The 24,296-nt window shown below is 66.7% G+C and carries 21 protein-coding genes; 11 read left to right on the forward strand and 10 right to left on the reverse strand.

Features of this window, described 5'->3' with window-relative positions; genetic code table 11:
- Positions 1-108 precede the first annotated feature (108 nt).
- From AC07OH_RS15085 to AC07OH_RS15125, 9 genes are all read left to right on the forward strand, one after another.
- Complete coding sequence (locus AC07OH_RS15085; protein ID WP_495301207.1) at positions 109-1,647, forward strand: alkaline phosphatase D family protein; 1,539 nt, start codon at positions 109-111, stop codon at positions 1,645-1,647.
- Between the two features lie 89 nt (positions 1,648-1,736).
- Positions 1,737-2,747 (forward strand): aldo/keto reductase, encoded by a 1,011-nt coding sequence (locus AC07OH_RS15090; RefSeq protein ID WP_447741911.1) that lies wholly within the window; start codon positions 1,737-1,739, stop codon positions 2,745-2,747.
- Positions 2,748-2,897: 150 nt separating this feature from the next.
- Positions 2,898-3,836 (forward strand): VTT domain-containing protein, encoded by a 939-nt coding sequence (locus tag AC07OH_RS15095; RefSeq protein WP_307637233.1) that lies wholly within the window; start codon positions 2,898-2,900, stop codon positions 3,834-3,836.
- A gap of 34 nt (positions 3,837-3,870) precedes the next feature.
- On the forward strand, positions 3,871-5,235 hold the full coding sequence (locus AC07OH_RS15100) for a cache domain-containing protein (protein WP_495301208.1): 1,365 nt from the start codon (positions 3,871-3,873) through the stop codon (positions 5,233-5,235).
- Between the two features lie 5 nt (positions 5,236-5,240).
- Entirely contained in the window at positions 5,241-5,915 is a 675-nt protein-coding gene (locus AC07OH_RS15105; RefSeq protein WP_495301209.1) for a response regulator transcription factor, read from the forward strand.
- A gap of 371 nt (positions 5,916-6,286) precedes the next feature.
- Entirely contained in the window at positions 6,287-6,529 is a 243-nt protein-coding gene (locus tag AC07OH_RS15110) for a hypothetical protein (RefSeq protein WP_495301210.1), read from the forward strand.
- 296 nt (positions 6,530-6,825) lie between these two features.
- A complete protein-coding gene (locus AC07OH_RS15115) occupies positions 6,826-9,015 on the forward strand; it encodes a metallophosphoesterase (protein WP_495301211.1) in 2,190 nt (729 codons plus the stop codon).
- 130 nt (positions 9,016-9,145) lie between these two features.
- Positions 9,146-9,796 (forward strand): DUF938 domain-containing protein, encoded by a 651-nt coding sequence (locus tag AC07OH_RS15120; protein ID WP_495301212.1) that lies wholly within the window; start codon positions 9,146-9,148, stop codon positions 9,794-9,796.
- A gap of 102 nt (positions 9,797-9,898) precedes the next feature.
- Positions 9,899-10,456, forward strand: a complete 558-nt coding sequence (locus AC07OH_RS15125; protein ID WP_495301213.1) for a C40 family peptidase — start codon at positions 9,899-9,901, stop codon at positions 10,454-10,456.
- Positions 10,457-10,503: 47 nt separating this feature from the next.
- Here AC07OH_RS15125 and AC07OH_RS15130 read toward each other — a convergent pair whose 3' ends face one another.
- From AC07OH_RS15130 to AC07OH_RS15175, 10 genes are all read right to left on the reverse strand, one after another.
- On the reverse strand, positions 10,504-11,415 hold the full coding sequence (locus AC07OH_RS15130; protein ID WP_495301214.1) for an amino acid ABC transporter substrate-binding protein: 912 nt from the start codon (positions 11,413-11,415) through the stop codon (positions 10,504-10,506).
- Positions 11,416-11,623: 208 nt separating this feature from the next.
- Positions 11,624-12,916 carry an FAD-dependent oxidoreductase gene (locus tag AC07OH_RS15135; RefSeq protein WP_495301215.1) on the reverse strand — a complete coding sequence of 431 codons (1,293 nt, stop codon included), beginning with the start codon at positions 12,914-12,916 and terminating at the stop codon, positions 11,624-11,626.
- A gap of 107 nt (positions 12,917-13,023) precedes the next feature.
- Positions 13,024-14,445, reverse strand: coding sequence for a DUF5666 domain-containing protein (locus AC07OH_RS15140; protein WP_495301216.1), 1,422 nt, complete (start codon positions 14,443-14,445; stop codon positions 13,024-13,026).
- Positions 14,442-15,290 carry a DUF6502 family protein gene (locus AC07OH_RS15145; RefSeq protein ID WP_495301217.1) on the reverse strand — a complete coding sequence of 283 codons (849 nt, stop codon included), beginning with the start codon at positions 15,288-15,290 and terminating at the stop codon, positions 14,442-14,444. Before AC07OH_RS15145 ends, AC07OH_RS15140 begins: the two co-directional genes overlap by 4 nt.
- 127 nt (positions 15,291-15,417) lie before the next feature.
- Entirely contained in the window at positions 15,418-15,942 is a 525-nt protein-coding gene (locus AC07OH_RS15150; RefSeq protein ID WP_495301218.1) for a GspH/FimT family pseudopilin, read from the reverse strand.
- Between the two features lie 17 nt (positions 15,943-15,959).
- A complete protein-coding gene (locus tag AC07OH_RS15155) occupies positions 15,960-19,028 on the reverse strand; it encodes a pilus assembly protein (protein ID WP_495301219.1) in 3,069 nt (1,022 codons plus the stop codon).
- A 26-nt stretch (positions 19,029-19,054) separates the two neighbouring features.
- Positions 19,055-19,672, reverse strand: coding sequence for a pilus assembly PilX family protein (locus AC07OH_RS15160; RefSeq protein WP_495301220.1), 618 nt, complete (start codon positions 19,670-19,672; stop codon positions 19,055-19,057).
- Positions 19,669-20,814, reverse strand: coding sequence for a PilW family protein (locus AC07OH_RS15165; protein ID WP_495301221.1), 1,146 nt, complete (start codon positions 20,812-20,814; stop codon positions 19,669-19,671). Before AC07OH_RS15165 ends, AC07OH_RS15160 begins: the two co-directional genes overlap by 4 nt.
- The gene (locus AC07OH_RS15170; protein ID WP_495301222.1) at positions 20,811-21,371 is read right to left on the reverse strand and encodes a prepilin-type N-terminal cleavage/methylation domain-containing protein; all 561 of its coding nucleotides are present in this window, start codon (positions 21,369-21,371) and stop codon (positions 20,811-20,813) included. The genes AC07OH_RS15165 and AC07OH_RS15170 overlap by 4 nt, the downstream gene beginning before the upstream one ends.
- Entirely contained in the window at positions 21,365-21,769 is a 405-nt protein-coding gene (locus AC07OH_RS15175) for a type IV pilin protein (protein WP_495301223.1), read from the reverse strand. The genes AC07OH_RS15170 and AC07OH_RS15175 overlap by 7 nt, the downstream gene beginning before the upstream one ends.
- 220 nt (positions 21,770-21,989) lie before the next feature.
- On the opposite strand from AC07OH_RS15175, the gene AC07OH_RS15180 reads away from it, so the two are divergent.
- Both AC07OH_RS15180 and AC07OH_RS15185 read left to right on the forward strand, forming a co-directional pair.
- Positions 21,990-24,062, forward strand: coding sequence for a carbon starvation CstA family protein (locus AC07OH_RS15180; protein ID WP_095744137.1), 2,073 nt, complete (start codon positions 21,990-21,992; stop codon positions 24,060-24,062).
- A gap of 17 nt (positions 24,063-24,079) precedes the next feature.
- Positions 24,080-24,286, forward strand: a complete 207-nt coding sequence (locus AC07OH_RS15185; RefSeq protein WP_495301224.1) for a YbdD/YjiX family protein — start codon at positions 24,080-24,082, stop codon at positions 24,284-24,286.
- Positions 24,287-24,296: the final 10 nt, after the last annotated feature.

Below are 24,296 nucleotides of genomic sequence, written 5' to 3' on the forward strand. Positions count from 1 at the left end.
TGCCGGTCGCAGCCGGGCCGATTGACAGGGGAGCGCGAACCGGACGACATTGCCGGGGATGACCGATGTCGATGTGAACCCCGCCGCGTGCGAATAAAGAACGCGGCAATGAAACTCCCCCGCCGGCACCTGCTGCTCGGCGGTCTCGCGGCCGCGTCGCTGGGCCATCCCTTCCTGAGGCTGAATGCGCAGCCCGCGTCCCGGGCGCTGTTCACGCTGGGCGTGGCCTCGGGCACGCCGAGTGCCGACGGCGTCGTGCTCTGGACGCGGCTGGCGCCCGAGCCGCTGCAAGGCGGCGGCATGGGCGATGCGCCGGTCGAGGTGCGCTGGGAAGTCGCCGACGACGAAGGCTTTAGGCGCGTGGTGGCGAAGGGCACAGCCCACGCCACGGCCGACCTTGCGCACTCGGTGCATGTCGAGGTGCGGGGCCTGCGCGCGGGCCGCCCCTACTGGTACCGCTTCACCGCCGCCGGCACGCGCAGCCCCGTCGGCCACACGCGCACCGCGCCGGCCGACGATGACGCCACCGTGCAGCCGCTGCGCTTCGCCTTCGCCTCGTGCCAGCAGTACGAGGAGGGCTACTACGCCGCCTACCGCGACATGGCCGCGCAGCCGCTCGACTTCGTCGTGCACCTGGGCGACTACATCTACGAAAGCACGCGCGGCTCGCACAACGTGCGTCGGCACGAAAGCGGCATTCCCACCGACCTGGCCGGCTTTCGCAACCGCTACGCGCTCTACAAGACCGACCCGCACCTGCAGGCCGCACACGCCGCCTTCCCGTGGCTCGTGACCTGGGACGACCACGAGGTCGCCAACGACTACACCGACGACGTTTCGCCGCGCACGCCCGACCCGGCGCAGTTCCTGGCGATCCGCGCCGCCGCCTACCAGGCCTGGTACGAGCACATGCCCGTGCCCGCCTCCATGCGCCCGCGCGGCGCGAGCGCGACCATCTACGGCCGCCATCGCTTTGGCCGCATGCTCGACGTGATGCTGCTCGACGGCCGCCAGTACCGCTCGCACCACGCCTGCCTCCCGGGCCGCAGCACCAAGCCGCTGGTCGACTGCGCCGACCGGCTGGCCCCGGAGCGCAGCCTGCTCGGCATGCAGCAGGAAGCCTGGCTCGCGAACGAACTCGCCACGCCGCCGGCGCGCTGGACCGTCATCGCCCAACCGACCTTGCTCGCCGAAGCCGACCGCCAGCGCGGCCCCGGCCACGGCTACTGGATGGACGGCTGGGACGGCTACGCCGCCGCGCGCACGCGCCTGCTCGACGCGCTGGCCGCCAACCCGTCGCGCGGCGGCGATGCGCTGGTGCTCGGCGGCGACGTGCACGCCTTCTGGGCCGCCGACCTGCGCCGCGCGCCGCAGGGGCCCGTGGTCGCGACCGAGTTCGTCGGCGGCGCCATCACCTCCGAAGGGCCCAGCGCCGCCAGCGTGGCCCACATGCGCGAGAAGAACGAACACCTGCGCTACGGTCGCGCCGACAAGCGCGGCTACGGCCTCATGACGCTCGACGCGCGCGGCTGCGCCGTCGAGTTCCGCGCGGTGGACGACGAGAAGAACGCCGATTCGCCCGTCGCGACCATGGCCCGCTTTTCCGTCGAACGCGGCGCGCCCGGCGTGCACCTCGAATCCACCTGAATCTCCAGCGCCTGCAGGAATGCGCGGCCGTGCCTATGATGGCCGCCGCCTCTTTCCCTCCCTCTCTCACCTTCTCGGAGCGAGCCTGCATGAGCATCCCCACCACCCGCCTGGGCCGCACCGGCCTCACCGTGTCCCGCCTGGCCCTGGGCACCATGACCTTCGGCCTGCAGACCGACGAGGCCGTGTCGCACCAGATCCTGGACAAGGCCGCCGACGCCGGCATCAACTTTCTCGACACCGCCGACGTGTACCCGCTGGGCGGCACCATCGAGACCACCGGCCGCACCGAAGAGATCATCGGCAACTGGCTCGACAAGCAGGGCCCCGCAGGCCGCCGCCGCTTCGTGGTCGCCACCAAGGCCGTCAACAAGGTCGGCCCCAACCCCTGGGACCAGGGCGCCTCGCGCAAACACCTGCTCGACGCCATCGACCTCTCGCTCAAGCGCCTGAAGACCGACCACGTCGACCTGTACCAGCTGCACATGGACGACCGCGAGACCCCGCTCGAGGAAAGCCTCGAGGCGCTCGACGTCATCGTGAAGTCGGGCCGCGCGCGCTACATCGGCGTGTCGAACTTCCTGGCCTACCGCCTGGCCCGCGCGCTGGGCAAGGCCGAGCTGCACCGGTTCACGCGCTTCGTGTCGGTGCAGCCGCGCTACAGCCTGCTGTTCCGCGAGATCGAGCGCGAGCTGCTGCCGCTCGCGGCCGAAGAGGGCCTGGGCGTGATTCCCTACAACCCGCTGGCCGGCGGCCTGCTCACCGGCAAGTACAAGCCCGGCGCCAAGCCCGAGGAAAACACCCGCTTCACCCTCGGCACCGCCGGCGGCATGTACCAGGACCGCTACTGGAACGACCGCAGCTTCGACACCGTCACCCAGCTGCACGCGCTGGCCGACGAAGCCGGCGTGCCGCTGGCCACGCTGGCCGTGGCCTGGGTCATGGCCAACCCGCTGATCACCGCGCCGCTGCTGGGCGCCAGCCGCCCCGAGCAGCTCGACGCCACCGTGGCTGCCGCCAGCTACACGCTCGACCCGGCGCTCAAGCAGAAGCTCGACGCGCTCACCGCCGAGTACCGCAAGGGCGACGCGCCCCGCTGAGCGAACGGGCGTGCGGGCGCCCCGGATGGCCTGCGCGCAGTACGTGCTTGGGTCATGCGGGAGAATCGCGCCCGGCATGAGCACATCCCACACCCCCTCCCGGCGCGCCGCCCTGCGGCCCCTGGCAACGACCGAACGGCGACCTGCAGCATGGCGCAGCTGATGTCGCTGCTGGTGCAGAACGCGATCCTGGTGGTGTTTGCCGCCAGCTTCGCCGCGCGCCTGGGCCTGCCCGTGCCGGCCGCGGCCGTGCTGGTCGTCACCGGCGCGCTGCTGGCGGCGGGCGACGTGTCGGTGGTCGGCGTGGTGCTGGCCGCCGTGGTCGCCAACCTGCTGGGCGACGGCGCGTGGTTCTATGCCGGGCGCCGCTTCGGCTACCGCTTCATGCGGCTGCTGTGCCGCATCTCGCTGTCGCAGGACTCCTGCGTACGGCGCGGCGAATCGCTCATTTCCGACTGGGGCGGCATGTCGCTCGTGGCCGCCAAGTTCGTGCCCGGCGTCTCCGTGGTGGCGCCGCCCATGGCCGGCGCGCTGGGCATGTCGGTGCGGCGTTTTGTCGGCTTCGACATTGTGGCCGCGCTGGTCTGGACGGGCCTGTTCCTCGGCCTGGGCTGGCTCTTTCGCGACCAGATCCAGCAGGTGCTCGCTGTGCTGGCCCAGGCCGGCGGCATCGCCACCGCCGCGCTGGGCGTGGTGCTGCTCGTGATGCTCGCCGTGCGCTACTGGCGCCGCCGTGCCTTCGCGCGGCTCACCGGCATGCCGCGCATCAGCGTCGACGAGCTGTTCGACCTGATGAGCGGCGACGTGCCGCCGCTGGTGATCGACGTGCGCGGCGAAGCCGGCGTGCAGGTCGACCCGCGCCGCATTCCTGGCGCGCTGTCGTACACCCTCAAGGCCCTGCAGCAGCGCAACTTGGACCTCACCATCGACCCCGACCGCGACGTGGTGCTGTACTGCAACTGCCCCAACGAAGTCTCGGCCGCGCAGGCCGCGCGCGTGCTGCTGGCGCGTGGGGCGCGGCGGGCGCTGCCGTTGACGGGGGGGCTGGATGCGTGGGTGGCTGCGGGGCGGCCGACCAGCGTGCATTGAACGCACCAGGACGAACGAGGCCCCCACCCCGACGATGAACCTCCGCACCAAGATCGTCGCGCTGGCCGTTGCGCCCCTGCTGGTTGCGCTGGTGCTCGTGGCCCTGGCCGTGCGTCACCAGGAGCACGACCTGGCCCAGCGCGAGCGGGCGCTCATCGAGCGCAGCTACATGGCCCAGCGTCGCAGCGAGCTGCGCAGCTACGTCGACCTGGCCGTGAGCAACCTGCTGCCGCTGTACGAGTCGGGCCTGGACGACGAGGCCACGCGCACCGAGGCGCTGCGCCGCCTGGCCACACTCAACTACGGCGACGACGGCTACTTCTTCGTCTACGACATGGACGGCAACTCGCTCATGCACTCGCGCCAGCCCGAGCTGGTGGGCCAGAACCTGTGGAACCTGCGCGATTCGCACGGCCGCTTCACCATCCAGGAGCTGATCAAGGGCGCACGCGACAAGGGCGGTGCCTACGTCGAGTACGAATGGCGCAAGCCCTCCAGCGCGCAGATGGCGCCCAAGCTCGGCTATGTCACCGCGCTGCCGCGCTGGAACTGGATGGTCGGCACCGGCCTGTACCTGGACGACATCCAGTCGACCATGGACACCCTCGACCGGCAGATGAACGCCAACGTCACCGCCACGCTGCTGTGGATCGCCGGCATCGCCGCGTTGTGCCTGGGCGTGGTCAGCGCGGCCGGGTTGTTGCTCAACCTCAGCGAGCACCGCACGGCCGAAGCCAAGCTGCGCCTGCTCGCGCGCCGCGTGGTGCAGTCGCAGGAAGAAGAGCGCGGCCACCTCGCGCGCGAACTGCACGACGGCACCAGCCAGACGCTGGTGTCGGCCAAGCTGCTCATCGAATCGGCGGTGGAGCAGCTCGACCGCGCGCACCAGTCGCCGCCGCCCGCGCTCGGCAAGGCGCTGCAGCGGCTGAACGATTCGCTCACCGAGGTGCGCCGCATCTCGCACCGGCTGCGCCCCGCGCTGCTCGACACCCTGGGCCTGCCCGCCGCGCTGGAGCGCCTGGGCGCCGAGTTCGGTGAAGAAGGCGGCGTGGACGCATCCATCATGGTCGAGGGCGAACCCTTCGAGCTGTCGCAAGAAGCCAAGACCGCGCTCTTTCGCGTCACGCAGGAAGCGTTGACCAATGTGCATAAACACGCGCGTGCGCAACAGGTGCACATCGCACTGAGCTTCGACGAAGAGGCCGTGCGGCTGGAGATCAGCGACGACGGCGTCGGCTTCAACGTCGAGGCCATGCAGCTCGACCCGCAGCGCGGCATCGGCCTGCGCAACATGCGCGAGCGCATGGAGTCCATCGAAGGCCGGCTGCGCATGCGCTCGGGCCGGGGCCACACCTCCATCGTGGCCGAAGTGCCCGTGCGGCGTGCAAAGCCAGAATAGCGGCCATGACAGAAGACCCTACCGCTGCTGCTCCCGTTGTCGTGCGCCTGTTCCTGGTCGACGACCACCCGCTGGTGCGCGACGGCCTGCGCGCGCGCCTGGGCGCCATGCCCGGCCTGGAGATCGTGGGCGAGGCCGGCAGCGCGGCCGAGGCGCTGGCACTCATCGGCCCCGCGCAGCCGCACCTCGTGCTCATGGACGTGGGAATGAAGGACATGAACGGCATCGAGCTGGCGGCGCTGCTGCTGCAACAACAGCCGCAGCACCAGCAGCCCGCGCCGCACATCGTGATGCTCAGCATGTACGACAACCCCGAGTACGTGCAGAAGGCCTTGCAGGTCGGCGCGCGCGGCTACGTGCTGAAAGACGCGCCGGCTGCAGAGATCGTGGCGGCCATCGAGGCCGTGTCGGCGGGCGGCACGTTCTTGAGCCCGGCCGTGTCGAAGAAACTCTTTCGCAACCAGACCCCGCGCCCGCTGCTCACGCCGCGCGAGAGCGAAATCTTGAGCGCGCTCGGCCGCGGCGAATCGAGCAAGCAGATCGCGCGCGACCTCGGCCTGAGCGTGCGCACCGTGGAGGCGCACCGCCAGAGCATCAAGCGGCGCCTGGGCATCGAAGGACAGGCGGAGCTCATCAAGTACGCGGTGGAGCACGCGCGCGAGTTCGGCGGGCAGGGCTGAGGCGCTGCTGTCGATGCGGGGCTCGGGCCCTGCTTTCAGGGCCTGACTGTCAGGGCTTTGTGAATCGCCGCTGCCGCAGCGCGATTACTTGCGCGAACCGCGCATTCCTCGGCGAAATTGCTCTGTGCGCCGGGCGGGACTTCTCTACAGTGAATGCCCCTGTGATGAAACGACCCGCCATGTGGGCGAGGAGGGCAGCACACACCACACCACACCACGGACCACTGACTGATTGAGTGAACGAATGAACCGCCTCGCCTCACGGCGGGCCATCGATGCGAACGTGAGGCACAAAAGGCGACGGCCACGGTGCGCGAACACCATGACCGTCTAACCAAGTGACGTGCAAACTTTGAGAAGGAGCACAACAAATGGCTAAACGAATTATGGCCCGCGCTACCGGGTCGACCTCTCCCCACGCAACCACCCCGAGCGCAGCAGACTTGCTGGAATGCAAGCTGGAACAACTGAACTCACTGCTGTGGTGCTGCCACGGCGCCGGCGATGGCTGGTTTGAAGACGCGGGGGCTGGGCATCGGGACAACCTGCTTTGGATCGCTTCGGATTTGGCGCGGGATGCGGCGGCGTTGTTTCAGGAGGGTGGAGATAGGTGAAACACTTTTCCCCACGCGACTTGAGATCGTTAAGAGAGACGCCTGCGACCTGAAGGAGGATCCCTTGTCAACCTGGAGTTGGATTTCCTCGTGCAAGGGAAAGTACGCCACACCGTCGTTGGCCCTTCCACGACAATCCACATCACACATCTTGTTTCAAGCCTTTCAATCGCCTTCAGTAGCTAGATTGTGTCGTTTGGATGCATGAATTCGGCTAGGTGTCGATTACTCCATTCCTATCGATTTCAGCGTCGCCTTAAGAGTGAGTTGGAAATTAAATTGCAAGAATCTTTATAATGACAACAACCTATTCAGAAGTTCTATCCGCATTTCAGCCCGCAAAGGAAATTTCAGATCCACGTAGATTTTCTGGCCGAGGGGATCAGTTAATTGCTGGGACGCAGTTGTTGTTGGCTGGAGATCACGTCTTTATCTATGGATCCAGAGGGATCGGAAAATCATCTCTTGCACGTCAACTTCAATTGATAGCGGATGGAAATCAGCAACTCCTAGAGCATATTGAATCGCCTCTCGCAGACGAGAATTTTGACTTCGCAACGTGCTTCATAACTCGTGATGAGTCAATCAATAATTTGAATCAACTTCTCTATCGATTGACTATCGATGGAAATTGTTTTTCGAAATTCCCGTATCTGCATGAACTGTTTGGTGAGCCTCCGCCATACCGAGAGTTGAATAGTCTTGATCCAGATCGTGTTTCCGATTTTTGGCGGCGAGCAACGACAATTGCAAAACACTATGCAAATGGTCTCGCAATTTTCGTTGATGAGTTTGAGTTAATTAAAAACCACGATGGCTTTGCGTCTTTTATTAAGGCTGGCCAGCCTAAAGTTTCTTTCGTTGTTACGGGAATAGCAAACACCGAAAAAGAGTTGGTCAGAGATCATCAATCCATTGAGCGTCAACTAAATACTGGAAAACTTCCGCTTGAGGAAATGACAGAGGCCGAACTCCGTGCCGTTGTGACAAAGGCTGAAGAGTTGGTTGGCAATGAGATTCGATTTACGGAGGAGGCAAAAAAGGAACTGGTTAGAGTTGTGCATGGACAGCCATATCTGCTTCATTTGATTGGCCGGCAGTCATTTTTGGGCGCATTTACAACAAAGCAGCAAGAGATTGGGATAAGTGATATTAATGTTGCGTTGGAGTATGTGGCAAGAAATAAAACAGACTCTGGGCTAGAGGAACGATATCGAAAGGCGATTGGGCACTCAACCCAACGAGAAACTGTTCTACGGCTTTTTGCAAATGCAGCCACCCCTTCAGCGCACACTTCAAGTGTATATCCGACAGCTGAGTCTTCTGGCGTAACAAATCCGTCTTACTATGCGGGTGACTTGCAAAAGGAGCAATATGGACAGGAAATTGTTAAGGTGACGGATCAGACGTATGCCTTTCGTGATCGACTTTTTCAAGCATATACTGTCGCAACTCCGATACGCCTTTCTAAGTCGGATGGGCAGAATTCATTTGAGGCAACGCATACTCAAAGTGGAACAGAAATTTTGCAATTCTCTGATATCCATTTTGGAGCAAATCATTTCTTCTCTTCATTGCCTGCAGCTTTTGATTCCATACCAAGTGCCGATAAGCCGAGCTTCGATCGGTTTTTGTCAAAAAGCATTGGCGCTGAAAAAATGAATCCCATGGCAATTCTTGTGAGTGGCGATGTGACGCAAATGGGGCTGACAACGGAGTTTCGGGAGGCTACCAGTTCACTTAGAGCGGTTCGCTCATTTATCGAGGGGGTTTCAGGGCAAAGTCTAAATGTAGTGACTTGTCCTGGAAATCACGATGTTAATTGGGGGTTGATTAAGGCGGATCCGGAAGCTAAGCATTTGGCTTTTTCGCCTTATGTCTCGTTTCGAAATTCCATTTCCATCGGACCTCAATACGGGGCGGATACACCACCAGAACGATTGTATGAAATAGTTTTCGTAGAGGGAGGGCCCTCGCTTTTGATTATTTCGATGAATTCTGCGGCCCTTGAGAGTCCATCTGATCATCGAGGATATATCGGAGAAAGCCAGCTTGACAACGCTTTGGCGGAAGCAAATTCGCATCCGAAGTGGGCTGATTCGGTTCGTGTTGCCATGTTTCATCATCATCTGGTGCCGGTAAATACAATTGAATCTACTATCGCTGCTGAAAGTTTACTCTCTGATGCGGCAATGGTAAAAAAGCGACTCTTGTCAGCAGGTTTTTCTCTGGTTCTACATGGGCATCGACATCACGCACATGCGGAAATGCTAGGCGATGGAACTAACTCAATGGTTGTTGTGGGTTGCGGTAGTAGTGGCGTTGCAAAAAATGAACGAGGAGAGCAGCCACTTCAATTTAATAGAATATTTATCAGTAGAGAAGGGCGAAATGATACTGTTCAGGTGATAACTTATGATTTTGATGTGAGTGAACGCATGTGGTCAAAATCGAAGTCCATTTCCCCAAGAACATTTAAGGTATGAGGATTGCGGGCAAAGGGGAATTTCTACGGGTGACTTGTTGTGTTTGAGATTCGATCGATTTTTTCGTTTGGCGGAGGTCACCTGTTTTACAAAAATACGATTGATCCATCTCGATTCGGCTCTAAGTTGAATGGCTGATTTACTCTTTAGCCCCGCCGCAGACCGCAACAAACAACCCATCCTCGATGCCCTGACTCGCATCCTCGATGAGCGCGGCACCGCCTTGGAAATCGCCTCCGGCACAGGCCAACACGCCGCCTGGTTCGCCGCCGCCATGCCTTCATGGACCTGGCAGCCCACCGACGCAGACGTCCGCTCGCTCCCCGCGATCGCCAGTCGCGTCGAACACGCCGCGCTGCCCAATCTGCGCCCGCCGCTGCTGCTCGACGTGATGGCGCCGCAGTGGCCCTCGCAAGGCTCCGCGTTCGCTCAAGAAGGCAAAGAAGAAGAAAAGTTCGACGCCATCTACTGCGCCAACATGCTGCACATCGCACCTTGGCCCACCTGCGCCGCGCTGATGGCCGGTGCCGCGCGACATCTGCGTGCCGGCGCCGGCGTGCTGATCACCTACGGGCCTTACTTCGAGGATGAAGCACAGCACGGCCCCACGGCGCCGAGCAATCTGGCGTTCGACGAAGACCTGCGCGCGCGCAATCCCGCCTGGGGCATTCGCCGGCTCGACGACGTGGTGGCTGAGGCCCGCCGTGTCGGCCTCGCGCAACGCGAGCGGCACGCGATGCCGGCGAACAACCTGCTGCTGGTCTTTGGCTTCAACCGATGACGAGGACGGGTGAGGGCGTTGTCGCCCGCCAAGGGGCTCTGCATTGCGATCCGGTCCACTCGCGCTAGAGTCGGGCCACGTCCACAAGACCGGCCTGCGCCCATGCTCGACACACCATTGCCGACGCCTCCTCATTCCCCCGCATCGCTGTCGCTGCTGCAGCAGCGGCTCCTGTTCCGACTGATCCCCGCCGTCACCGCCTGCCTCCTGGCCGTCGGCTGCGCGAGCCCGCCGTCGACGCGTGCGCCCGGTGGTTCGGTGCCCAGCAGCAACATCCCGCCGCTGACGTCGGAGCAGTCGAACAGCATCACGATCCATGCGCTGGGGCTGGTCGGCACGCCGTACCGCTATGGCGGCAACTCGCCCGAGGGCGGGTTCGATTGCAGCGGGCTCATCGGCTACGTGTACCGCCACAGCGTGGGGCAGGTGCCGCCGCGCACGGTGTCGCGCATGGCGGGCTTCGGCCGGCCGGTGCCGATGTCGGAGCTTCGCTCGGGCGACCTGGTGTTGTTCGGGTCGGCGTCGCCCACGCATGCGGGCATCTATGTGGGCGACGGGCGTTTCGTGCACGCGCCGTCCACGGGCGGCGAGGTGCGGCTCGACCGGCTCGACGGCGTGTACTGGTCGCGCCAGCCGACGCAGGCGCGCCGGCCCGGCTGACGCCGAGGAGCGCAGGCCGCATGGCGCGGGCCTGCGGGCTGCTTCCTTCAGAGGGGCGAGAACTTGCTGGGGCGGCGGAAGGCGTCTGACAGCAGCCGGCTTTTCTCGAAAGGCTCGCCCACGTGCGGGCCGGTCTGGAACCAGTAGGCAAAGATCTTTTCTGCCTCGCCCGAGGCGAACAGGCCCAGCAGGGTCTTGTCGATCAGTTCGGCCAGGCGGGCATCGTCTTTCCTGAAGCCGATGCCGTAGGGCTCCTGGGTGAGGAATTTGCCGATCAGCTTGAAGTCTTGAGGGCTCTTGCTCTTGGACGCCAACCCCCACAGGCCGGCGTCTTCGGTGATGGCGGCATCGGCTTCGTCTTTTTCGAGCGCGGCAAACGCCGAGGCCGCGTCCTTGGTCGGCACGACCTTGGCGTTGAGGAACATGTTGGCGGACACCGAGCGCAGCACCTTTTCGGTGGTGGTGCCTTCGGCGACGGCAATTCGTTTGTCGCGAAGGTCCAATTCGTTCTGGATGCCCGATTGCTTTTTCACCATGAACCGGGCGCCGGACACGAAGAAGGCGTAGCTGAAAGCAATGTCTTTCTGGCGCTCGGCCGTGATGGTGGTGGCGCCGCACTCGACGTCGACCACGCCATTCCTGACGTCGGCAATCCGGTTCTTGCCGTCCACCAGGCTGTAGCGCAGCTTGAGGTCGGGGCGCTTGAGTTCGGCCTTCACTTGTTCGTAGATGCGCTGGCAGATGTCCACGGTGTAGCCCTGGGGCTTCTGGGTGGCGCCGTCGACATAAGAGAAGGGGAAGGTGGCCGCGCGGTGGCCGATGGTGAAGTAGCCGTTGTTTGCAATGCGCGACAGCGCATCGTCGCGCGATGCGGAGGGTTGCGAATGCGCAGGGAGAGAAAGCAGCCCGGCGCTGGCAAAAAGAGAACAAATGAAAATTGAGAATTTATTTCCTGACAAAGCAACCTCCTGTTGGTAATTCTGGTTAATTGTTAATTAATGGGCGGCGAAAGAATTTGGAAATTATTTCGAATTGATTTTTTGATTGTGCCCGCCGGATCATGCAATTCGCAATGAATTGGGCCCCGTCAGAAAACGACGCGCGCGCCTGATCCCGGTCGTCCGGGCCCACCGGTTTCGACCGCGAGGCAACGCCGTCGGGGCGCGCTTACTTGCGGGGGGAGGTCACATGTTCCGACCGCACGCCGATGCCCACGGCGCGCGCGGGCAGGGTGCGCAGCCACGGCCAGCGCCCCAGCAGGCGCAGGGGCCAGGGCATGGGGCGGGGCTCGGTCGATGCAGCCGCCCTGCGGCTGAGCACGGGCATCAGCACGCGGTCCTGCACGAGGCGCTGCGCGGCCTGGGTGACGCGCACGGGCCATTCGCGACGGCGCTGCAGTTGGGGCAGCAGGTTGTCGATTTCCTTGTCGGTGGCGCTGCCGGCCAGCGACGCGGCCAGCAGGTTGGCGGCGGCCACGGCGTCCTGCACGGCGAGGTTGATGCCGACGCCGCCCACGGGCGACATGGCGTGCGCGGCGTCGCCGATGCACAGCAGGCCGGGGCACGACCACGATTCGAGCCGGTCGACGCTCACTTCGAGCAGCTTCACGGCCTCCCAGTCGGGCAGGGCCTCGGGCAGGCGCGTGGCAAAGAAGGGCGCGATGCGCGCGATCTCGGCGTGGAAGGCGGCAATGCCGCGCGACTGCAGTTCGGCGCTGCCGCCCTTGCGGATGACGAAGGCGCACTGCCAGTAGTCGCCGCGGTTGAGCGTCACCAGGAGGTGGCCCGCGGCGATGTGGCCGCCGGTGGCTTCGGGGTCGCCGGGCAGCTTGGGAAGGCGCATCCACAGCACGTCGATGGGCGCGCCGTAGCTGATGTGCGGCAGCGCTGCCGCGTCGCGCAAGGTGGAGTGGCGGCCGTCGGCGGCCACGATGAGGGAGGCGTGCAGCTCGATGTCCTTCGGGCCGCCGCTGTCGGGGCTGCGGGCGCCGACGCGCACTTTCACGCCGTTGACGCGGCCCTTGTCCTGCAGCAGGCCGATGGCCTCGGCGTCGGTCCACAGCTCGAAGCCGGGGTAGCGCCGCGCCTCGTCGCACATGAAGTCCAGGAACTCCCACTGCGGCATGAGCACCAGGAAGCGGGCGTGCGTGGGCAGCCGCCTGAAGTCGGCAATGGTCACGCCGCGGCCTTCGTAGGTGCCGCGCAGTTCTTCGATGCGGTTGTGCGGGCGCTGCAGGAAGGCGTCGAGCAGGCCGAGTTCGTGCAGCACTTCGAGGGTCGAGGGGTGCACGGTGTCGCCGCGGAAGTCGCGCAGGAAGTCGAGGTGTTTCTCGAGCACGACGACGGGCACGCCCGCGCGCGCAAGCAGCAGGCCCAGCACCATGCCGGCCGGGCCGCCGCCGGCGATGCAGCAGCGGGGCGACGGGGTGGGCGCGGGCGCAGAGGTGGTGTGGGTGTCCATGGCTCCGATCGATCCGGTCGCGCCATGGGTGGCGTGGCCTGTGGGGTGCGCGGTGCGTGCACCCTGGGTGCATGCACTGCGCGGCCGGACCGCCGGGGGCCCGGACCTCAGGGCAGCGTGAAGCTCACGCGCTGGGCGATGAGCACGCCGTCGACCACATGGTCGCCGACAACGGTCACGCGCTTGCCGTTGCCCAGGTCTGCGGCGGTGCCGTTTTCGAAGATGGTACCGGAGCCGCTGGCATCCACGCGCTGGCCGCGCACGGTGAAGTCGGCGGCCGACTGGTAGCCGCCGATGGCGCCGATCACGGTGAACGACACGGGCCCGCCGGTGCCGGGCACGTGGCGGATGCGCAGTTTCTTGACCACGAGCACCTGGCCCGAGAGGAAACCGTCGACCTCGACCTTCACGCCGTTGCCGATGGAGCCGCTGGGCCCGCCGGTGATCTGGGCGTTGCGCGCGTCGATCTTGTTGCCCAGCACGCGGAAGTCGCCGAGCGCGGCGAAGTCGGTGACCACGCCCGCCAGCTGCAGCGCGATGCCGTCGGCCGAGGGAATGGCGTACCAGCCCTGCACCTGGGTGGCGGTGAAGCGGCCGGCGGCCGGTGCCGCCGTGCCGCGCACGCGGACGATGGCGCCGTTGGCCAGGCTCGCGGCATCGATGCCGGGGCCGAAGGCGGCGCCGCCGAAGTCGACGGTCAGCAGGCCGAGGGTGAACTGCTGGCCGCCGCGGTCGAGGTTCTGCACGGTGCCGGTCGCCAGCGGGGCGGTGGTGGCGGGCGCCACCAGCACGCGCGTGGCGCGCAGGATGCCCGGCGCGGCGGGCAGGCCCCACACCTGCACCACGGCGCCGTCGACGAGGTCGCCGGTGCCCTTGGCGTCGCCCCAGACGGTGGCGTTGTCGGTGGTCACGCGGGCGCCCATGACGGTGAAGCTGCCGTCCTTCAGGTCGATGGCCGACACGGCGCCGCGCAGCTCGGCGGCCGAGACGACGGTGGCGGCGATGCCACTGGTGAAGTTGGCGTCGACCTTGCCGGCGATGCGCGCGCTCATGCCGATCTGCAGCTCGGTGGTGTCCTCGAGGCTGAAGGTGGCACTGTCGGTGTTGTAGCGCAGGCCGTTGAGGATCACGCTGCCCAGGCCGTCGGCCGCGCCGATGCCGGCGGCGTCCGCGGTCACGCCGGTGCCGCCGGAGCCCACGCCCGAGCCGTCGCCGTTGGTGTTGCTGGCGGTGCTGTCGCCGCCGCCGGCGCTGCCCGTGCCGGTCCCGTTGCCCGTGCCGTTGCTGCCGCCGGAGCCTGCGGCGTTACCCGCGCCGGCGCTGCCGTCGCCGCCGCCCCCGCCGTTGCTGCCGGTGCCATTGCTACCGGTGCCATTGCTACCGGTGCCGGTGGCCGTCGTGCCGGGCACGCCGAAGCCGGTCGTGCCACCCCCGCCACCGCCGCCGCCTCCGCAGGAGAGAAGCAGGGCCATGGCGCCGGCCAGCAGCAGGCCGCGCGCCAGTCGCAAGGAGGGGGAGATCGTGGTCATCGGGCAGGCTCGTTGTTCTTTGGCGCGCGAGGGGCGGGCGCGCCTTCTTCGTCTTCGTAGTACGTGTAGATGCCGACGCGGATGCGCGCCTTCGTGGTGGCCTTGGCCTCGGGGGGCACGCGGTCGACGGCCTCGGTCATCTCGCGGGCCAGCTCGTGGTGCAGGACGGCCCAGCGCTCGCGCACGAGGCGCTCGATGGCCGTGCAGTCGGCCAGGGAGAGCCCGCGCGCGTACACGGCGCGCTCGAGCATGCGGGGCTTGTCGCCCAGGGTGTTGGAGACGGCGGCCAGCAGGTGGTCGCGGCCGTTGTCGCCCAGGAAGGCGAGCATCGATTGCAGGTCTTCCACCGGCACGAAGCCGTCGGCCGTGAGTTCGGCGCTGCCGTCGCTCTCGGCCACCATCTGCAGGCGCACCAGCTCGTCGAGGATGGTGCGGTGGTGCACGTTGCCCCGGCTGGCCAGTCGGGCCACGCGCTCGAACGACGGCCCGTCACCCTCGGTGACGACGGGCAGGCGGCGCAGGGAGTCGTCGTCGGTGGTCATCTGTAACCACAACGTAAAAGTCTTGGCAGCCGCTGACAGCTCGGTGTGGGGCAGTGGGTCGACGGTGGCGCGGACCTTGGCGGTGACGACCTTGCGGTTCAGCCCGGTGGTGACCGAAATCTGGCTGAGGTTGGGTTTGGTCACGCCCTGGCCGCGCCAGGTGCGCTGGGCTTCCTCGATGAGCAGGTCGCGCAGCAGGGCTTCGAGGTGCGGGTGCTTGACGCCCATGGCCAGCGCCAGCCGGACCACGGGCCTGAGGATGCGAGCGCAGGCGGCAAGGGCCCAGTCCAGCCGGTGTTCCATGAATGCGGGAGCGTTGTTCCTGGTGAAGGTCGTCAAGGCAAGAAAGGCGGGACCGGCGCCCGGGCTTGCCACAGGGCCCTATTGTCGTTGGTCCGGTGGACCCCCTCGGCCAGTCAGGCCGGGCGGGTCAGGTCGCGGCGCAGGTGCCGCCGCTCGACCGGGTGACGGTGGTGCGTCCCGTGGCGCTGATGCTCACGGCGCGCGATGGGTCGGCGCTCGGGGTGGCGCGGCAGATGGTGATGCGGCTCTGGCCCGCGCCCAGGCCGGTGGCCTGGAACACGACGGCGCTGGCGCCGCCGGCCTCGCGCAGCCGGTAGCCGCTGGCGGCCGCGGGCTCGACGCGCAGCACCTGCGTGTCGCTGCGCACGATCCAGCCGGATTCCCACTGCCCGTTGGTGCTGCAGCTGGTGCCGTCGGCCGAGGCGCACAGCGTGATGGGGGCGTTGCGCTTGATGGCCTCGCTGCGCGCCAGCTGGGTGCCCGCGACCAGCGCGGTGGCGTAGCTGCTCAGCCGCGTGGACAGCCGGATGCTGTCGAACGAGGGCACGGCGATGGCGATCAGCACCACCAGCACGGCCAGCGTGACCATCAGCTCGATGAGCGTGAAGCCGCGCGCATGGGCGCGTGCAGGGGCAGGACGAACGTTGCGCATGCGGAAGGGCTCGGCGTTTACTTCTGGATGAACCAGTAGACCCGGCCCTTGGGCTGCTTGAACGCGGCCTTGGGCGCGGTGCCCTTGGGGCTGAGGAAGGAGTCGGGGTTGGCGCCGATCACCACGTCGCGCATGCCGCCGCTGTCGAGCTGGACGCGGCCCACGACGGGCGTGGGCGCGAGGCCGCCGCCCACCACGTTCTGGAAGCGTCCGTTGGTGCCCTGGGCGGCCGCGTTGACGTACGACACGTTGTAGACCCGCGCAGTGCCGAGGTCGGCGCGGCACGACTGCGTGTTGGGGTTGGTGGGCGTGTGGGTGTTGAAGGTGGTGGTGCCGTAGGCGGTCACCGAGCCGGTCACGACCTGTTCGCCGGCGGCGAGCCCGAGGTACCAGCCCTTCTTGGTCGCGAGGTCGGACGAGGTCGGCGTGCTGGTGTCGGTGATGGCCTGCAGCGAGGCGTGGCACAGCACCTCGTTGCCGGTGCCGCAGCGGTCGGCCTCGCTGGTCAGCCAGGTGGCGTCGGTGGGCTTGTCGACCAGCATGTAGAAGCGGTTGGCCACACCGAGTGCGACGTTGTAGTGGCGCAGCGGCTTCTCGCGGTCGCCCGAACCCAGCAGCACGACGTAGGCGCCGTTGTCGGTCACCACGTCGGGGCCGAACATGAACTTGCGGTTGGGCGTGCAGGTGGTCACCGTGTCGCAGCCGAGCGAGGCGATCTGGGTCATGGTCCAGGCGGACGGCGCCGCGCTGCCGATGGCGATGCGGTACACGTTGCCGCCCAGGTCGGCGGCATAGGCGATCGTGGCGATGCCCAGGGCGTCGGTGAGGACCGTGACTTCGCCGGCCACGGGCCGCGCGGTGGTGAACACCTTGAGCTGCGCGCCGGTGTCGGCGTCGAGCACGTAGATCCGGTTGCCCTTCACGCCGCTGCCGCAGGCCTGGGCGGCGCTGTTGGTGTCGACGTCTTCGCACTTGTCGTAGCCGCCGCCGAACACCAGCAGCGGGCTGTTGCCGCTGCCATAGCCGGTGGCGCGCAGCACCTTCGGCGCCGACCAGGTCTGGCCGATGCCATCGAAGCCGGTGTCGCAGCCAGTGTCGTCGTTCTGGTTGGGGCAGCCCTTGCGCCACTTCAGCGTGGGGGCGGCGGGCGACGAGACGTCGAAGGCGTAGACCAGTCGGCCGCCGCGGCGCATGCTGGCGTAGAGCCAGGCGGTGCTGCCCTGGCGGTAGGCCGCGACCGCGCCGTCCATGCCGTAGGGCTTGGGTGCCACCGCGCCCACGCTGACGGGCAGGCCGGGGAAGTTGATGCGCGTGGTGTTGTCGTACAGCCGCTTGAGGCTGCCGTAGAACTCGGGTGGCATGAACGACCACAGCTCGGAGCCGGCCGCGGCCCCGCCGATGGCCGTGTTGCGGTTGCCGTTGATGGCGCGCAGCACGCCGTCGTTGCCGCCGTAGAACACCACCACCTGGGGTGCAGCATCGGTGCCGTAGTTGATGGCCACCGGGCGCGAGTGCACCACGTCGCCGTGCACCGAGGGGCGCATGGCGCTCGAGGGCACAGGGTTGCCCTGGGCGTCGGGCTTCTCGTCGCCCTTGTTGTCCAGGCCGCGCGCCCAGTTGATGAGCTTGGTGCGGTCGGCGGTTGCGGCGACACCGAGTGCGGCCATGGTGATGGCCGTGTTGCCGTCGTCGAAGGTGGTGAGCGCGGTGCAGCTGCCCGCCGCACAGGTCTTCATGTTGCGCACGGCCGGCACGACGCCGCGCAGCATGTAGCCCTGCGCGCCTTTTTCCACCACGTTGCCGTCGGGGCTGTCCGCGGCTTCCTTCCTGAGGCAGTCGCCGGACGGCCGGAAGCTCCAGTAGGCGTCGCTGTCGCTGGCGGCGGGCGTCCAGAAGCTGCGCGCGCAGGGCGCGATGAAGCCGGTCTGGTTGTTGACCGCGTTCTTGTCGTCCGCGTCCTGCAGGATCAGCTGGCTGCTGCTGTCCAGCCCGAGCTTGTATTGCTTGAGGTTGCCGTTCCAGCGCGGAAAGGCGTTCTCGTCGGGGCGGAACATGCCCACGAACACCTGGTTCAGGTAGGTGCCCTGGGTGTTCACGCTCACGGGCAGGCTCACCGAGGAGAACACGCTGTTGACCGACTGGATCTTGCTGAAGATGTCGTTCAGCGCCTCGCCGAGCGCGGCGCCGAGCTGGGGCTTGCCCGAGATGTCGTAGTACTCGCCCTTGCTCTGCGTGGCCATGCTCTGCAGCAGCGCGCTCCAGCCCGGGCCCTGGCCCTGGGCGGCCTTGGCGGCCTCGATGGTGTAGACCTTGACGCCCATGCGGGTCTGCAGGAAGCGCGCCCATTCGTCGGCCGTGCTGTCCTGCGAGCCGCTGGTGGTGAGCGTGATCTGCGTCGCGTCGCCGCCGGCGGCGCGCAAGGCGTCGCTGGAGAGCGTGCTGTCGTTGTTGTTGTCCTGCGCCGCGCCGTTGCTGATGTAGATGACGAAGGTGCCGATGCAGTTCTCGGTGCTCGGGCCGACGTAGGTGCTGGCGTTGACGCTGGCCAGGGCGTTGCGCGTGAGCGCGTAGATGGCCTTGGATGCCGTGGTGCCGCTCACGTTGCCGGTGTAGTCGGCCTTGACCTTGCCGTTGCCGGCGATGGGCGCGGCGCTGGCCAGGTAGCGGTAGACCTCGGCCATGGTCTTGCCGGCCTTGCCGCCGTTGGACTTGTCGGCGATCTTGTCCAGGCTGCGGATCAGGGCGCCGTACTTCGACTTGGTGTCGCCGTCGAGCGTGCGCACCGCGGCGCGCACGTAGCCGCCGTCGCTGTTCGAGTTGCCCTGGCCGGTCTCGGTGAACATCATCAGGCCGACCTTGAACTTGTTGGCCTCCAGGCTTTCGAAAGCGGTGGCGAGCGCGGTCATCTCGGCGGAGAAGGGCTGGTTCCAGTTGGCCGTGTTGTCCAGCACGAACAGCACGTTCGGGGCCTGCGTGGCGCTGGGGTTGTAGCCCACGAAGAGGTCGATGTCCTCCGCCTGCGCGGCCTGCAGCGGCAACGCGAGCAGCACGGCGGCCCACAGCGTGGTGAGTAGTTTCCTTGTCATGGCGGGGACCCGTTCATCGTCGTGGTTCAAGAGGCGGCTGGCGCGGGTTCGGCTGGCGCGACGGGCGGCGGCGCGCACAGCGCATCGAACTGCGCCTTGTTGAGCAGTGCCCGCACGCCCTGGCGCACGGAGGTCGAGATGCCGGTGGCGCCAGAGGTGACGTCGGTCACGGTGGTGCTGATGTCCCACACGGCGTTGTATTGGTCGGGCAGGGCGCCCAGGCCCGAGCCGCTGCTGGACGCGCCGCCGGTGATGCCGCCCGGGCCCGTGCTGCCGCCGCCGCCGCTGTCGACCGCCTTGGTGGCGCGCACGCACACAGGCGGGGCGACGACGACCTTGTAGTCGTCCACGCCGTCGTTGTTGATGTCGACCATGCTCACGGTGCCTTGCGGCGGCGCGAGCGACGGGGTGCCGTCGCTGCCGGGCACCAGCAGGCTGGCCGCGACTTCCTCGATCGCGCGGTTGGCGGCGGCCACGGCTTCGTTGCGGGTCTGCAGGTTGCCCACGGCCTTGAGGTTGGCGCCGCTGAGGTTGAAGGCGGCGGTGACCACGAGCGTGATCAGCAGCAGCATGATCATCCCGATGATCAGCGCGGCGCCGCGCTGGGTTGGGGCGGGGCGGCCGGCGTGCGCGCGTGGCTTCATGGCGTTTCCCTCCGGCCGGTGACGTTGGTCAGGCGCACGGTGGTCGCGAACGCGTGCCGCTTGTAGTGGTCGTTGAACGGCCCCAGCGTCGCGGCGCCCATCTGGTAGGTGCGCGTGTCGGTGTGGCCCGGCGAGATGGCGGTGGCGCGCGCGAGCACGTGCAGCTTCACGGCCACCACGTTGACCAGCTGGTCGGCGGTGCAGGCCGAGGCGGTGCTGCAATGCACGAAGGCGCCATCGGGGCTGCCGTCGCCGCGGTTGGACGGCGTCGACTTGTTCGCCGGGTCGGCCCAGGCGATGGCCTGGGCGTAGTTGACGGCGGCGCCGGTCTTGCTCAGCGTGTCCAGGCCGAGCTCGACGCGAAAGCCTTCGACGCCTTCGATCAGCGGCGTGGGCGGTTGCTGCGCGAGCGTGCCGCCCACCAGGTCGAAGCGCGAGCGGGACAGCGTGGGCACGCCGTCGCCCACGGCCTCGGCGTAGTCGCGCACGTAGTAGATGTCGGTCACCAGCTTGCGTTTGGGCGAGGGAGTGGTGCAGTCCTTGAGGAACATCTGGTCGAAGGCGCCGGTCGAGAGGTCGAACGACGAGGGCTTTTGCGTGCCGCACAGCGACGACTGGAAGTACATCGCGCCGGCCACGTCGGCGTCGCAGTGGGGTGTGCCGGGCAGGCAGGTGTCGGCGTGGCGCACCACGAGGACGTCGGTGCTGGCCTTCTTGTGCGTGAGCAGGTCGGTGCAGGTGGCGGGCACGCTGTCGTAGACCTGCACGGGCAGGTCGAGCAACTGGCGCTTGTAGTCCTCGGTCCAGTTCGCGGCCGAGTAGGCCAGGCACGGGTCGGGCACGGCGCCGGTGGGCACGTGCGTGGGCGCGGCGCTGACGGTGAGGTCGTCGAACTCGGGCATGTAGTTTTCCCAGAAGCCCGCGTGGGAGATCTCGTTCTCGAGCACGAAGATGCTCAGGCGCCCGGTTTCGATCTGGCGGTTGACGCGTTCCATCTCGCGCTGGGAGCCGCTCACATTGAGGAACAGCGTGAGCAGCGCGGCCATCACGATGAGCATGATGGTGATGGCCACCATCAGCTCGATCAGCGTCAGCCCGCGCTGGGCGCGGCGTGCGGCGGGGGACGGGCGCCTCGGGTTCATGAGAGCGAGCCGATGCGCACGAGCGTGGTCACGGTGCGGCGGCACAGGTCGTTGATGCACTTCGAACCGGTGCCGCCGTCGTAGAGGTCCTTGCCGCAGGCCACGCCGGCCGGCGGCGCCGAGATCGGTCCGAGGCCTTGCCAGGCGACGGTGACGAGGTACTCGTTGTTGCCCATGTCTTCCACGCAGCCGCGCCCGCCGATCACGGTGCCGAGCTTGTCGTTGCCCGAGAACTCGGCGGCGCCCTGCAGTGCGTTGCACCATTCCCTGGCGTCGATCTGTTGGCGCGTGCCGGTGCCGGTCGGGCAGGCATCGGTTCCGCCCAGCGGTGCGCTGGTCGCGTAGCTGGCCGCCACGCGGCGGTTGATGGCGATGCGGCTGGCCATGTCGTTGAGCAGGATCAGCGCCTGCGAGCGCTGGTACGACTCCATTTCGGAGGCCTGCAGCCGGGCCTGCAGCCCCACGAGGCCGAACAGGCCGAAGGCCAGGACGAGCAGGGTGACCAGCACCTCGATCAGCGTGGTGCCGCGCTGGCGCTGCAAGGTGGCGCTCACCATTTGTTGGCCGGCGTCTTCACGCCTTCGCTGGTGAGTCCGAGGTTGCCGTCGCTTTGCTGGTCGCCGATCGCGGTGAAGGTGATCGTGAAGGTGGGTGGGCCGGAGGCCTGAAGCGTGACGTCGTAGCTGTAGTTGCCGCTGACCTCGGAGGGCAGGCTGTAGCCGCTGGTGGTCAGTGCCGTCTTGTCGGCATAGCTGCGGTTGGCAATGAGGAACTGCTGCTGCCGGTTGGCGATGTCCATCATCTGCGCCTGGGCCGCCGAGCGCTTCGAACGGATGACGTACTGCCGGTAATTGGGCAGGGCGATCGACGCCAGGATGGCCACGATGGCCACCGTGATCATGACCTCGATCAATGTGAAGCCGCGGCTTGTGCGCGTCTGCGAATGCTGGGTCATCGTGGACTCGTCAGAGTTGTTTCACATTGTTAGTGAATGTGAATTTATCACATTTAACGTAAACACAAACGCTTCATGGCACCGACGATGCCGGCCCTGCAAGAGGTGTTTAGGGGTTATCCATTAGGCAATTCCACCCGCCCGGCCCACGCAGTGCGACGGATGCGGCCCGGCGGCGGGCGGGGAACACTCGCCCGGTTCATATCGAGGAGACATCCGCATGCCCAACATTCGCCGCCATCTGGTGTGGCTGGCCGTGGCCGTGCTCGGCGCTTTTGCGCTGGGCACCGTCGCCCTGAGCCGGGGGGAAAGCATCAACGCCCTCTGGGTCGTGACCGCCGCGCTCTGCACCTACCTGATCGCCTACCGCTACTACAGCCTGTTCATCGCCGACAAGGTGCTGGGGCTGGACGCCAACCGCAAGACGCCCGCGCACCGCCACAACGACGGCCTGGACTACGTGCCGACCGACAAGAACGTGCTGTTCGGCCACCACTTCGCGGCCATTGCGGGCGCCGGCCCGCTGGTGGGCCCGGTGCTCGCCGCGCAGATGGGCTACCTGCCCGGTTTGCTGTGGGTGCTGGCGGGCGTGGTGTTCGCGGGGGCGGTGCAGGACTTCATCATCCTGTTCATCTCCACGCGCCGCGACGGCCGCTCGCTGGGCGACCTGGTCAAGCAGGAGATGGGCGTGGTGCCCGGCATGATCGCGCTGTTCGGCACCTTCATGATCATGATCATCATCCTGGCGGTGCTGGCCCTGATCGTGGTGAAGGCGCTGGCCGAATCGCCCTGGGGCAGCTTCACGGTGGCCGCGACGATTCCGGTGGCGCTGTTCATGGGCGTGTACCTGCGCTACATCCGCCCGGGCCGCATCGGCGAGGTGTCGGTGATCGGCTTCGTGCTGCTCATGGCGGCCATCTTCGGCGGACAGTGGGTCAGCCAGCACCCGGTGTGGGGCCCGGCCTTCACCTTCGACGGCAAGGCGCTCACCTGGATGCTCGTGGGCTACGGCTTCGTCGCCGCCAGCCTGCCGGTGTGGCTGCTGCTGGCGCCGCGCGACTACCTGTCGACCTTCCTGAAGATCGGCACGATCATCGCGCTGGCCATCGGCATCGTGGTCGTGATGCCCACGCTGCAGATGCCCGCCATCACGCAGTTTGCGCAAGGCAACGGCCCGGTGTGGTCGGGCAGCCTGTTCCCGTTCCTGTTCATCACCATCGCCTGCGGCGCCGTCTCCGGCTTCCACGCGCTGATCTCTTCGGGCACCACGCCCAAGATGCTGGACAACGAACGCCACGCGCGCTTCATCGGCTACGGCGGCATGCTGGCCGAGTCGTTCGTCGCCGTGATGGCGCTGGTGGCGGCCTCGTGCATCGAGCCGGGCATCTACTTCGCGATGAACAGCCCGGGCGCGCTGGTCGGCACCACGGTGCAACAGGCCGCCGCCACCATTTCGGGCTGGGGCTTCGTGGTCACGCCCGAGATGCTGCTGCAGACGGCCAAGGACGTGGGCGAGACCACCATCCTCGGGCGCACCGGCGGCGCGCCGACGCTGGCCGTGGGCATGGCCCACATCCTTCACCAGGTGATCGGCGGGCAGGCCATGATGGCCTTCTGGTACCACTTCGCGATCCTGTTCGAGGCGCTCTTCATCCTCACCGCGGTGGACGCCGGCACGCGCGCCGGCCGCTTCATGCTGCAGGACCTGCTGGGCAGCTTCGTGCCTGCGCTCAAGCGCACCGACTCGCTGCCGGCCAACCTGATCGCCACCGCGCTGTGCGTGGCGGCCTGGGGCTATTTCCTGTACCAGGGCGTGGTCGATCCGCTGGGCGGCATCAACACGCTGTGGCCGCTGTTCGGCATCTCCAACCAGATGCTGGCCGCGGTGGCGCTGATGCTGGGCGTGGTCGTGCTGTTCCGCATGAAGCGCGAGCGCTACGCCTGGGTGGCGGCGGCGCCGGCCGTGTGGCTGCTGGCCTGCACGCTGACGGCGGGCTGGCAGAAGATCTTCTCGAGCGATCCGAAGATCGGCTTCCTGTCGCACGCCGCCAAGTACGCCGACGGCCTGGCCAACGGCGTGCTGATCGCGCCGGCCAAGACGCCCGAAGCCATGTCGCGCATCGTTTTCAACGACCGGCTCGACGCGGCGCTGTGCGCGCTGTTCATCTTCGTGGTGCTGAGCGTGCTGGTCTACAGCATCAAGGCTTGCCTCGCAGCCCGCGCGGCCAACCGGCCGACCACGCAGGAGACGCCGTTCGAGGCGATGGGCGCGGCTTCGTCCGCCGCCCACTGAACGAACGGAAGAACGCCATGGCCCTCGCCATGCCCGAAGCCGGGCGCTACATCGCCCGCTCGATCAAGCAGTCGCTGCGGCTCATGGTCGGGCTGCCCGACTACGACGTCTACCTGACGCACATGGCGGCCACCCACCCGGACCGGGCGCCGATGAGCTACGAGGAATTCTTCCGCGAACGGCTCGAGGCGCGCTACGGCGCGGGCAAGGGCCGCTGCTGCTAGCGGCAGTCGG

The organism is Variovorax sp. GW821-FHT10C12 (genome assembly GCF_059415405.1).

Bases quoted from the DNA above. Each gene is read 5' to 3' on its own strand.
- AC07OH_RS15085 (WP_495301207.1), top strand. From the start codon at position 109: ATGAAACTCCCCCGCCGGCACCTGCTGCTCGGCGGTCTCGCGGCCGCG.
- AC07OH_RS15090 (WP_447741911.1), top strand. From the start codon at position 1,737: ATGAGCATCCCCACCACCCGCCTGGGCCGCACCGGCCTCACCGTGTCC.
- AC07OH_RS15095 (WP_307637233.1), top strand. From the start codon at position 2,898: ATGGCGCAGCTGATGTCGCTGCTGGTGCAGAACGCGATCCTGGTGGTG.
- AC07OH_RS15100 (WP_495301208.1), top strand. From the start codon at position 3,871: ATGAACCTCCGCACCAAGATCGTCGCGCTGGCCGTTGCGCCCCTGCTG.
- AC07OH_RS15105 (WP_495301209.1), top strand. From the start codon at position 5,241: ATGACAGAAGACCCTACCGCTGCTGCTCCCGTTGTCGTGCGCCTGTTC.
- AC07OH_RS15110 (WP_495301210.1), top strand. From the start codon at position 6,287: ATGGCTAAACGAATTATGGCCCGCGCTACCGGGTCGACCTCTCCCCAC.
- AC07OH_RS15115 (WP_495301211.1), top strand. From the start codon at position 6,826: ATGACAACAACCTATTCAGAAGTTCTATCCGCATTTCAGCCCGCAAAG.
- AC07OH_RS15120 (WP_495301212.1), top strand. From the start codon at position 9,146: ATGGCTGATTTACTCTTTAGCCCCGCCGCAGACCGCAACAAACAACCC.
- AC07OH_RS15125 (WP_495301213.1), top strand. From the start codon at position 9,899: ATGCTCGACACACCATTGCCGACGCCTCCTCATTCCCCCGCATCGCTG.
- AC07OH_RS15135 (WP_495301215.1), bottom strand. From the start codon at position 12,916: ATGGACACCCACACCACCTCTGCGCCCGCGCCCACCCCGTCGCCCCGC.
- AC07OH_RS15140 (WP_495301216.1), bottom strand. From the start codon at position 14,445: ATGACCACGATCTCCCCCTCCTTGCGACTGGCGCGCGGCCTGCTGCTG.
- AC07OH_RS15145 (WP_495301217.1), bottom strand. From the start codon at position 15,290: ATGGAACACCGGCTGGACTGGGCCCTTGCCGCCTGCGCTCGCATCCTC.
- AC07OH_RS15150 (WP_495301218.1), bottom strand. From the start codon at position 15,942: ATGCGCAACGTTCGTCCTGCCCCTGCACGCGCCCATGCGCGCGGCTTC.
- AC07OH_RS15155 (WP_495301219.1), bottom strand. From the start codon at position 19,028: ATGACAAGGAAACTACTCACCACGCTGTGGGCCGCCGTGCTGCTCGCG.
- AC07OH_RS15160 (WP_495301220.1), bottom strand. From the start codon at position 19,672: ATGAAGCCACGCGCGCACGCCGGCCGCCCCGCCCCAACCCAGCGCGGC.
- AC07OH_RS15165 (WP_495301221.1), bottom strand. From the start codon at position 20,814: ATGAACCCGAGGCGCCCGTCCCCCGCCGCACGCCGCGCCCAGCGCGGG.
- AC07OH_RS15170 (WP_495301222.1), bottom strand. From the start codon at position 21,371: ATGGTGAGCGCCACCTTGCAGCGCCAGCGCGGCACCACGCTGATCGAG.
- AC07OH_RS15175 (WP_495301223.1), bottom strand. From the start codon at position 21,769: ATGACCCAGCATTCGCAGACGCGCACAAGCCGCGGCTTCACATTGATC.
- AC07OH_RS15180 (WP_095744137.1), top strand. From the start codon at position 21,990: ATGCCCAACATTCGCCGCCATCTGGTGTGGCTGGCCGTGGCCGTGCTC.
- AC07OH_RS15185 (WP_495301224.1), top strand. From the start codon at position 24,080: ATGGCCCTCGCCATGCCCGAAGCCGGGCGCTACATCGCCCGCTCGATC.